The organism is Paenibacillus fonticola DSM 21315 (assembly GCF_000381905.1).
GTDB classification, from domain to species: Bacteria; Bacillota; Bacilli; order Paenibacillales; family Paenibacillaceae; genus Fontibacillus; species Fontibacillus fonticola.
This window is the reverse complement of the sequence record NZ_KB907246.1, coordinates 372117-380952: the sequence shown is the minus strand read 5'-3', so window position 1 is coordinate 380952 and position 8836 is coordinate 372117. Positions and strand designations below refer to the sequence as shown.

Here is an 8836-nt window from a genome sequence, read left to right as displayed (position 1 = left end):
ATTTCGGAAGCAAGCTTCCAAAATAACCTCGCTCGACTTGCATGTATTAGGCACGCCGCCAGCGTTCGTCCTGAGCCAGGATCAAACTCTCCAATAAAGTTCGGATAGGTGCTCTTGCCCGAAAGCAAGAGGCGCTCCATCCGATTATCGAATAAGCTGATAGCTCATTTTGAATCTGACGAGATCAGATTTGCATCTGACTCTATTATTAGATTTCACTTGCGTGAAACCCGCTCACTCGTTGTTCAGTTTTCAAAGATCAACTTCGTTTCTTGTGCGCCGCCATCGTTCAGCGGCGACTCTTATAATATAACATAGCTAGCAAGGAAATTGCAAGGGGTTTTTAAAAGTTTTTTTAGATTATAGAATTAATAAGCTCCCTAGCTCTTTAGGTCCCATTCTATAATTCGGAAGAAAGCCAGCTGTTAAACGAAGAAGATTCCGCATTGTTCGAAAACCCTTAAACAGGTTCATTCCATAACCTTAACTATCTATTGGCCCTCTTGCGCCCCCGTCCCCAAAAGTGGAACGAATGCTAATTTAACATATCCTTATCACTTAAGTCAACACCATTTTACGCCCTTTTCCGTTCTTATTGCCTAACTTGAGGAAAACGGGCATTTCTCGCATATTTAGAAAGTTCCTTTGAAGGAGCAAAACGGGCATACATGCGAAATACAGTCTTATATCGATTAGCGATGGCATGCCGAATATCCTGATCCAGACGATGATCGCTCATATCCAGGAGCATTTCATCTAATTCCTTGCGAAGGACGTAATCCAGCTCTTTACATTCTTTTTCATTAAATAACATACCCAACATGGCACACAGCTCCTCTTTCGACTAGGTTACGATTGGTGCAGCATTGATGGCTTCATGCCACTAGCGCAGAATAAGGGGATAAGCCTTCTCGCTTTCCGCCAAACAAGCTTCATACTCATGACTGTTGGTTAACGATGATTAACCTTTTTACCAAATTAAGAAACTCGTTCTTTCGAACCGCTTTAATGTTATGCACAATTTTGGCGGAAAATATGATGCCCTCATCATTTTTATAATTGAACAAGGTAAAACGTAATCGTGCTCTCAATGACGGCTGCAATTAATAAGGCGACGGTTAGCCAGATTGCCGCCCTTCCCATCGACCGGAAAAACTCCCCCCACTTCACAGTGCGCTGATGCCGTTCCCTAGCCCCGAGCTCTCCAAGGCTTTTCAATATCAAATAACCAAACTGCAGTCCGAAGGCCGCAGCGATTACAATAGCCGGAATTTCAATAATGCCGTGCGGCAGCAATCCTTTGACAATTAAATCAAACAGGCTTGTACCCTGAGCCGCAGCTGTGGTAACTAAATAACCTAAAACCAGCCCATTCATAACCAAAAAGACGATCGGCATCAGGCCAAACAGTGCGCCGAAGCCCATGATGAGCAAGCTTTTCACCGTATTATTTATAAAAATAAATAGAAAAAAGCTTAATTCCGGAACAGGAGATGCCTCTAGAGCTCCTCTTACTGTCCGCAACGAATCAATCTGTGGCTCCAGCAAGCTTCTCATTAAATCGGGATATACGGCACCAACAATGATGCTTGCAACGAAAAGGAAACAGGCTGCGAGTAGCATGTTGCGATAATAACCTAAATCCTGAATAAAGCGACGAAATGACATAATCATCCTCCTGCATGTTTTTTGAGGCTCCATCCATAGACAAGAACGGTAATATTCCTGACTGGTACGAGCATACATTGTAACAACGGGCAAATTCATTTCTATACGAGAGGGGCTTAACTCATGAATAACTTCTTCTATGTCCTGAACGGAAAAAAGATCAAACGCTTTATGTTCGTATTCGCCGCGGCCCTGTTTGCAGTCGGTGTAATCTATGTAGAACGAAGCCATATCACCGTGTTCTCTGAAGAAGGCAGCACTTCGGCTATTTACAGTGTGTCCACAGATAAGAAAGTCATTGCTCTGACTTTTGATATCAGTTGGGGGGATAAAAGAGCAGAACCGATCCTGCAGGTGCTTAAAGATAAAAATGTTCCCAAAGCGACCTTCTTCTTGTCCTCTCCGTGGAGCAAAAGTCATCCAGAGATCGTGAAATCAATTCAGCAGCAAGGGTATGAAATTGGCAGTCACGGCCATAAGCATGTCAATTACAGCGAACTGGAAGATGAAGAAATAAAACGACAGCTTACGACAGCTCACTCTATTTTAACTGATTTGACCGGAAAAGCACCAAACTTGCTGCGCCTCCCGAACGGGGATTTCGATAAACGCGTATTGAAAATTGCCGGAAGCCTTGGTTACAAAGTCATCCAATGGGATACCGATTCGCAGGATTGGATGAATAAAGGAGTTCAGACGATCGTTGACCGGGTAGTAAGCAAAGCGCATCCTGGCGACATTGTACTGCTCCATGCCAGCGATTCTGTAAAGCAAACCCACGAAGCCCTCCCCATCATCATCGACGAACTTCGCAAGAAAGGATACGAGTTTGTAACCGTCTCTGATCTTCTTCAGGAAGCCCGCGTCAAAGGCGCCCAGGTTAGAGACCAGGCCTGGCTTCAGGAGCAAGTTGACCTTGCAGCGGGACTGTAACATCGGATAGCCTGATACTTAACGGCGATTTCTAATATAATAAATTTCCTGACAGACTTCCGTTATTTCGGAGGTCTTTTTTGCCTAAATTAAGACGTAGAAGAATAAAGAAAAAGCCCAGCGCTATACTGAGCTTTACTTCCTTAATTGGCTTAAATGGCTTAAATGGCCGACCTATGCCGAGTCACGGGTAGACTTTAACACCTTATGCAAAATAAGTATTTGATAAGCGTTGCACGCAATAAGCGGAGCAACAATCCATGCCGTCGCGGCATCTACGCCGATTTTTAGCACCCCGATCATTTCGACAATCGTCACGGCGATCATAAAGAACAGCGTCGGTATCCATGCCGTGCCATTCGTCAGCTTGGCTTTATAAAAAGCTACAGCGCAGGCCACAATAAGTATAATGGCACCGAGAATAATATCGGAAATCCCGCTTTGCTCTTGTCCGAGGAATAAACGGAAGAACATCAGCTCAAGAAGCGCAAGCGCAGTGAGTACAATTTGCACATACTGCCAGGTTCTTCTGGAGAACACGCCATTTCCCATATAATTCATCATCAAATAAGCAAAAAAGCCCATCTGGGAATATACGCTGACCATAACACCAACCCCAAGCAAAATACCGATATTTACGAAGAAATCTGCTGCCCCGTTAAATTGTACGGTATCTGTCACTTGGAGAATGACTCCTACGACAAGCGACCCAGCTGCTCCAACCAGCAATGTGGTCCAGAACAAATAAAGCCAATTTTTCAGATTCAAAGACGTCACACCCCCACTAACGAATTATTTTACCAACGATTCCGGTAAAAAACCATGCTTTTCAAGAGGATAATTCCTGTTTTACGTCCACATACTACAAGCAGCGATCATATTAAGGAGGAAGGAACCATGAAGTGGCTGGGTTACCGATGGATGATATGCCTTATATGCACTTTTACACTTTCGCTGACGGCTTGCGGTTCTGATCAAAGTTCCTCTTCTTCCCAAGGCGGAGGATACAAAGAAACCAAGTCCATGGTGATTGATATACTTAAGACGGATGATGGCAAAAAAGCCATTTATGAAGCCCTAAGCTCCCCTCCGTCCGAAAGCAGTGGAGGCCAGTCGGGAGGCGGCTCAGGGTCTGGGGGATCAAGCGGGGGTTCCGGCGGTTCAGGAGGCAGTGGCTCTGGCTCCGGTGGAGGCAGTATGGGCATGAAAATGATTCTTCCCTCACAAACCTCAGAGCAGGTGCGCATGGCAGTAAAGGAAACAATTACATCGCCAGAATATAAAAAGGAATTTGAAAAAATTATGACCGATCCTAAATTTGCCGCAGACTTCGCCAAGACGATCAACTCACAGAACAAAGAGCTGCACATGCAATTAATCAAAGATCCGACTTATCAAAAGTCGGTTAGTGAAATAATGAAATCGCCCGAAGTCATGAAAATGTTCCTGGATCTCACCCAGACGTCCGATTTCCGGAAACAATCGATGACAGTCATGCAAGAAGCAATGCAAAGCCCGCTGTTTAAAATGGAAGTGATGGAGCTGCTGAAAAAGGTTGTGCAGGAGCAACTGCAGCCTAAACTTGAGAAGGAATCCACCTCCAAAGGCGGTGGCGGCCAAGGCGGCGGTAGTGGAGGCGGTGGAGCTGGAGGGGAGCAGGGCGGTGGCGGCTCATAAGCGGGACTCGTAAGCCGGAGTCCAAGAGCTTAGTAAGGTTGAGATCCAGTAGCTGAGCACTGGAAGCTGGAGCAATCCATCGTGCGCAGCGTTCCCTGTGTGCACAGTTCGCAGGCCTGATGCACGACTGCCTGATGCACGACTGCCTGATGCACGACTGCCTGATGCACGACTGCCTGATGCACGACTGCCTGATGCACGACTGCCTGATGCACGACTGCCCAAATACAAAAGACTGACCCGGCGGGTCAGTCTTTTGTATTTGTATATCTTTGCATAACCTGTTCAGCGATTTCGTCATACAGCTGGCCAATTCGGCTGTCCTGTTTGTATACGCACGGTGAAAAGTCAGGCTCCGATGGATGGTTATCCGGAGTCCCCAGAGGGATTTGAGCAAGGAGTCCGGTATGAAGCGTCTCGGCAAGACGAGCTCCCCCGCCTCTGCCAAAAATATAATCCTTTTGTCCGCACCCCGAACATTCGTAATAAGCCATATTCTCTACTACACCCAGCACTTCATGATTTGTCTTCAGCGCCATTGCCCCAGCACGCGCTGCGACAAAGGCCGCTGTAGCATGCGGAGTCGTTACGATGATCTCGCTGCTATGCGGAATCATTTGATGCACGTCGAGCGCAACATCGCCGGTTCCCGGCGGTAAATCGAGCAGCACGTAATCAAGCTCTCCCCATTCTACATCCACGAAAAACTGCCGGAGCATCTTGCCTAACATCGGCCCTCGCCAAATTACCGGATTGTTCTCCCGGATGAAGAAGCCCATAGACATCACTTTGACTCCAAAACGTTCTACAGGGACAATTGCCCCCTCTTCAATATCCGGCACCTCCTCGATCCCCATCATATCCGGCACACTGAAGCCGTAAATATCCGCGTCGATCAATCCTACACGCTGTCCCTTGCGAGCAAGCGCTACCGCTAGATTGACGGTAACGGTAGACTTTCCGACCCCGCCCTTCCCGCTTGCAACAGCTATGAATTTCACGCCGGAGTTCGGGTCAAGAATCGGTAATGTCTCCAGTCCGGCGGCATGTCCTTTACGCAGCACTTCTTCATGAGAGGGCTCCTGCCCTCGTGCTCCTGACTGCACTTTCTCCGGCCCTGCAGCCTCAGTACGCTCCTGTTCGGAAGCTTCCCGAAACCTTAAATGAACGCTGCTGACGCCAGCCGCCAACAGCCGGTCACGAATTTCCTGCTCCAGCATTTTCTGTGTTTCCTCGTTCTTCTCCAAGCATACTACCGTCAAAGAAACACGATCCTCTTTCACCATCATATCGCGAATCCATTGCAGTTCAACCAAGCTTCGCTCAAGCGTTGGCTCGGCAATTGGACGCAATGCCGCTTGAATATGCTCCTTGGATAACAATCACAGCACCTCGACTTCGCATCATATCGTGTAAATTCAATTGAATATATATATTATATCACTACGCGGCTTCAATTGCCCTGCATGATCTGAATTGCTTACTTTACTTGATTTGGTTGATTTACTTGATTCCGTTTGACCTGATCACTTGATTTGTTTGCCCTTCTCTCCGGCGCTGTACCTGAGAATTCCTTGATAAATCGATGCAGCCACCTTGCGTTGATATTGTTCATTGCCAAGCAGGGCAGCTTCCTCTGGATGAGACAGAAATCCTACTTCGACGAGCGCAGAAGGAATTTTTACTGCTTCAAGCAAATAAACTCGCTTATCATTTTTTTTAGCGACGCGATCGCTGTTTTCCAAATTACGTATAAGCTCTTCTTGAATCAAATACGCCAGGTCATAGCTTTTCTCATTGGGCGGAAAATAAAAAGTCTGCGCCCCCCTCCACTTCGCTGACGGAACGCTGTTCATATGAATGCTGATCAGCATTTTTGCTTCTTTTTCCTCGATAAAGCGGACGCGGCGCTTTAGATCCTCCGTCTTGCGTTTACTGTATCCTTTTGTTCCTTCGTTAGCCAAATCCCGATCGTCTTCCCGGGTCATCACCACCACAGCGCCAGCCTGCTGCAAATAATCACGCAAATAGAGAGCCACCGCCAAATTAATATCTTTTTCAATCAGGCCCTGCCGGCTAATCGCTCCGCCGTCTGCTCCGCCATGCCCGGCATCCAGGGCAATCGTCACCCCAGCCAACGGAAGACTCCAATAATTCCATACATTTCTCGCTGGAACCTCATATACTGCAATGCCGAGCAGCAAGCCAAATAAAACGAAGGCAAGCAGCAGTTTTTTAATATGACTTAATGGTATCCATAAAGTAACTTTATCCCGTGAGCCCATAAAAAAGCCACCTCCGTACCCATATGACTCTAATCATCTATATGGGACGAGGTGGACAAATATGCCTGTTATCAGCTCAACTGCTTAAATGATAACTTGATGGCTCATACCTTCGATTAACACTCTCGCCACTTCCGGTCTCGTGAACTCCGGCGGCGGGCATACGCCATCGCGCAGCAGTGCTCTTACTTTCGTTCCTGATAAAGTGAGATGAGATTCCTTCGGATGCGGGCACGTCTTGCTGGAAGCCATGTTGCCGCAGATCGTACAGAAGAAGCTGTGCTCGAAAAATAAAGGCGAGATTCCCAGTTCCTCCGGCGTAAAGTTCAGAAAAATTTCCTGTGCTTCATAAGTCCCGTAATAGTCGCCAACGCCGGCGTGATCACGGCCAACGATAAAATGGGTGCAGCCGTAGTTTTTACGGACCATGGCATGGAATATCGCTTCCCGCGGTCCCGCATAGCGCATGGCGGCCGGAAACACCCCAAGGAAGGTGCGATCGGCAGGATAATAATTGTCCAGCAGCGTGAGATAGCTCCTCATCCGCACATCGGCTGGAACGTCATCCGACTTCGTTTCACCGACCAGCGGATTCAGGAACAGTGCATCCACGATCTCCATCGCACTCTTCTGGATATATTCATGGGCACGATGCACCGGGTTGCGCGTCTGGAATCCGACTACGGTACGCCAGCCCTTCTCGGCGAACAAGCGCCGCGTCTCGGCCGGATCGAAATAGAACTCGCCGAACCGTTCCGGCTGCGGACGATTGAGCACCTGTACCGGTCCGCCCACGTAATAAGGCGAACGCTCAAAGAGCTTAGCTACTCCCGGATGCTCCTTATCCTCTGTTTTGAATACATTTCTCGCTTCCTCGGCTTGGTTCACTTTATAGATGCTTTGCACGTCGAGCAAACCGTAGACGACGCCATCCTGCTCGCCTACAAGGGCCACGCGCTTGGAGATTTCCAGCTGGCGGGCCTGCTCCTCGCTCACTGACAAGGTAATCGGAATACTCCACACCGTACCGTCAGCGAGTCTCATCTTCTGGACGACGGATTCGTAATCTTCTTGATTCAAGAATCCTTCCAATGGAGAAAAGGCTCCGACACCAATCAAATCCAAATCCGAAATCGTCCAGGCATTGATTGAAATAACCGGCAGCTCTTTAGCTAATACGAGCAGTTCCTCTCTCTCCTTGCCCGTCACAACCCGATTCACTAGTTTGCCTCCGTGCGGCAAAATTGCTGTCATCTCCATCTCTCCCTGTATTTAGAATGTAATTTATTTTACTTATGAAGTCCGCACTCGGTTTTATCAGATCCTGACCAGCGGCCTGCCCGCGGGTCTTCTCCTGGCATAACCTGGCGAGTGCAATACTCGCAGCCAATGCTAGGATAATTCTGATCGTGCAACGGGTTGTATACTACATTGTTGGCACGGATATAGTTCCACACATCCTCGGAAGTCCAGCTCGCGATCGGATTGAACTTGACCAGCCCGAATTTCGTATCGTATTCCACCTTCTTCGCATTGGCGCGCGTAGGCGCCTGGTCGCGGCGAATCCCCGTAATCCAAGCATCGTATCCAGACAATACCCGGGTCAAAGGCTCGACTTTACGAATGTTGCAGCAGGCATTCGGATCACTCTTCCATAGCTCCTCGCCATGCTGGGCCGCTTGCTCCTCCGGCGTAATTAACGGAGCTACACGCACGAATTCAAGATTATAATTGGCAGCTATTTTATCGCGCGTTTCATAGGTCTCCTTAAAATGAAAGTCCGTATCCAAATAAAAAATGTCCGTCGATGGACTGATTTTTTGCACCATGTCGACTAGAACGACATCCTCTGCTCCGAAGCTGCAGGCAAACGTGATATTCGGAAACGTCTGAATTGCCCAAGCTATCACCTCTTCAGCTGATGCATTCTCGAACTCTTCCGCTTTCGTTTGAATCAACTGTTCCTTCTCCAACAAATTCATCAATTTTGTCCCCCTCGCGTTAAACTTACATAAACAAGGAAATATTCCTACTAAACAGATTTGAATTATAATTTAAAGTATAGAACTTTTTAACATAAAGTCAATATGAACAAAAGAAAAAAACCTTGACCAATAAAGATCAAGGGACAACTAATCTTATTTGAACTCGAGGATGCATTCCTAATATAGACGTATCAAATTAATAACAAAAAATTTTCATAACTAACCATGTAAATTAAAGGGATTTATCAATTCAATATTTAACACTAAATAAAAACTCCACTTATCAAA

General features: G+C 47.2%; 9 protein-coding genes and 1 rRNA gene. 2 read left to right on the top strand and 8 right to left on the bottom strand.

Annotated features, from left to right (window positions below):
• The 3 genes from G358_RS0103415 to G358_RS0103405 all read right to left on the bottom strand — a co-directional run.
• Positions 1-97 (bottom strand): 16S ribosomal RNA (locus G358_RS0103415); the annotation flags it as partial.
• Positions 98-592: 495 nt separating this feature from the next.
• On the bottom strand, positions 593-823 hold the full coding sequence (locus G358_RS0103410; RefSeq protein ID WP_019635808.1) for a hypothetical protein: 231 nt from the start codon (positions 821-823) through the stop codon (positions 593-595).
• Between the two features lie 230 nt (positions 824-1053).
• Positions 1054-1668 (bottom strand): stage II sporulation protein M, encoded by a 615-nt coding sequence (locus tag G358_RS0103405; RefSeq protein ID WP_019635807.1) that lies wholly within the window; start codon positions 1666-1668, stop codon positions 1054-1056.
• Between the two features lie 123 nt (positions 1669-1791).
• On the opposite strand from G358_RS0103405, the gene pdaB reads away from it, so the two are divergent.
• Positions 1792-2601, top strand: coding sequence for a polysaccharide deacetylase family sporulation protein PdaB (gene pdaB, locus G358_RS0103400; RefSeq protein ID WP_019635806.1), 810 nt, complete (start codon positions 1792-1794; stop codon positions 2599-2601).
• Between the two features lie 174 nt (positions 2602-2775).
• Here pdaB and G358_RS0103395 read toward each other — a convergent pair whose 3' ends face one another.
• On the bottom strand, positions 2776-3369 hold the full coding sequence (locus tag G358_RS0103395) for a KinB-signaling pathway activation protein (protein ID WP_019635805.1): 594 nt from the start codon (positions 3367-3369) through the stop codon (positions 2776-2778).
• A 129-nt stretch (positions 3370-3498) separates the two neighbouring features.
• On the opposite strand from G358_RS0103395, the gene gerD reads away from it, so the two are divergent.
• Positions 3499-4278 (top strand): spore germination lipoprotein GerD, encoded by a 780-nt coding sequence (gerD, locus tag G358_RS0103390; RefSeq protein ID WP_019635804.1) that lies wholly within the window; start codon positions 3499-3501, stop codon positions 4276-4278.
• Positions 4279-4526: 248 nt separating this feature from the next.
• Here gerD and G358_RS0103385 read toward each other — a convergent pair whose 3' ends face one another.
• From G358_RS0103385 to G358_RS0103370, 4 genes are all read right to left on the bottom strand, one after another.
• Positions 4527-5660: a P-loop NTPase gene (locus G358_RS0103385; RefSeq protein WP_019635803.1), complete on the bottom strand. Its 1134-nt coding sequence runs from the start codon at positions 5658-5660 to the stop codon at positions 4527-4529.
• A 144-nt stretch (positions 5661-5804) separates the two neighbouring features.
• Complete coding sequence (cwlD, locus tag G358_RS0103380) at positions 5805-6563, bottom strand: N-acetylmuramoyl-L-alanine amidase CwlD (RefSeq protein ID WP_019635802.1); 759 nt, start codon at positions 6561-6563, stop codon at positions 5805-5807.
• Positions 6564-6647: 84 nt separating this feature from the next.
• Entirely contained in the window at positions 6648-7817 is a 1170-nt protein-coding gene (gene sat / locus G358_RS0103375) for a sulfate adenylyltransferase (RefSeq protein ID WP_019635801.1), read from the bottom strand.
• A 35-nt stretch (positions 7818-7852) separates the two neighbouring features.
• Positions 7853-8545: a phosphoadenylyl-sulfate reductase gene (locus G358_RS0103370; RefSeq protein WP_019635800.1), complete on the bottom strand. Its 693-nt coding sequence runs from the start codon at positions 8543-8545 to the stop codon at positions 7853-7855.
• Between the last annotated feature and the right edge of the window lie 291 nt (positions 8546-8836).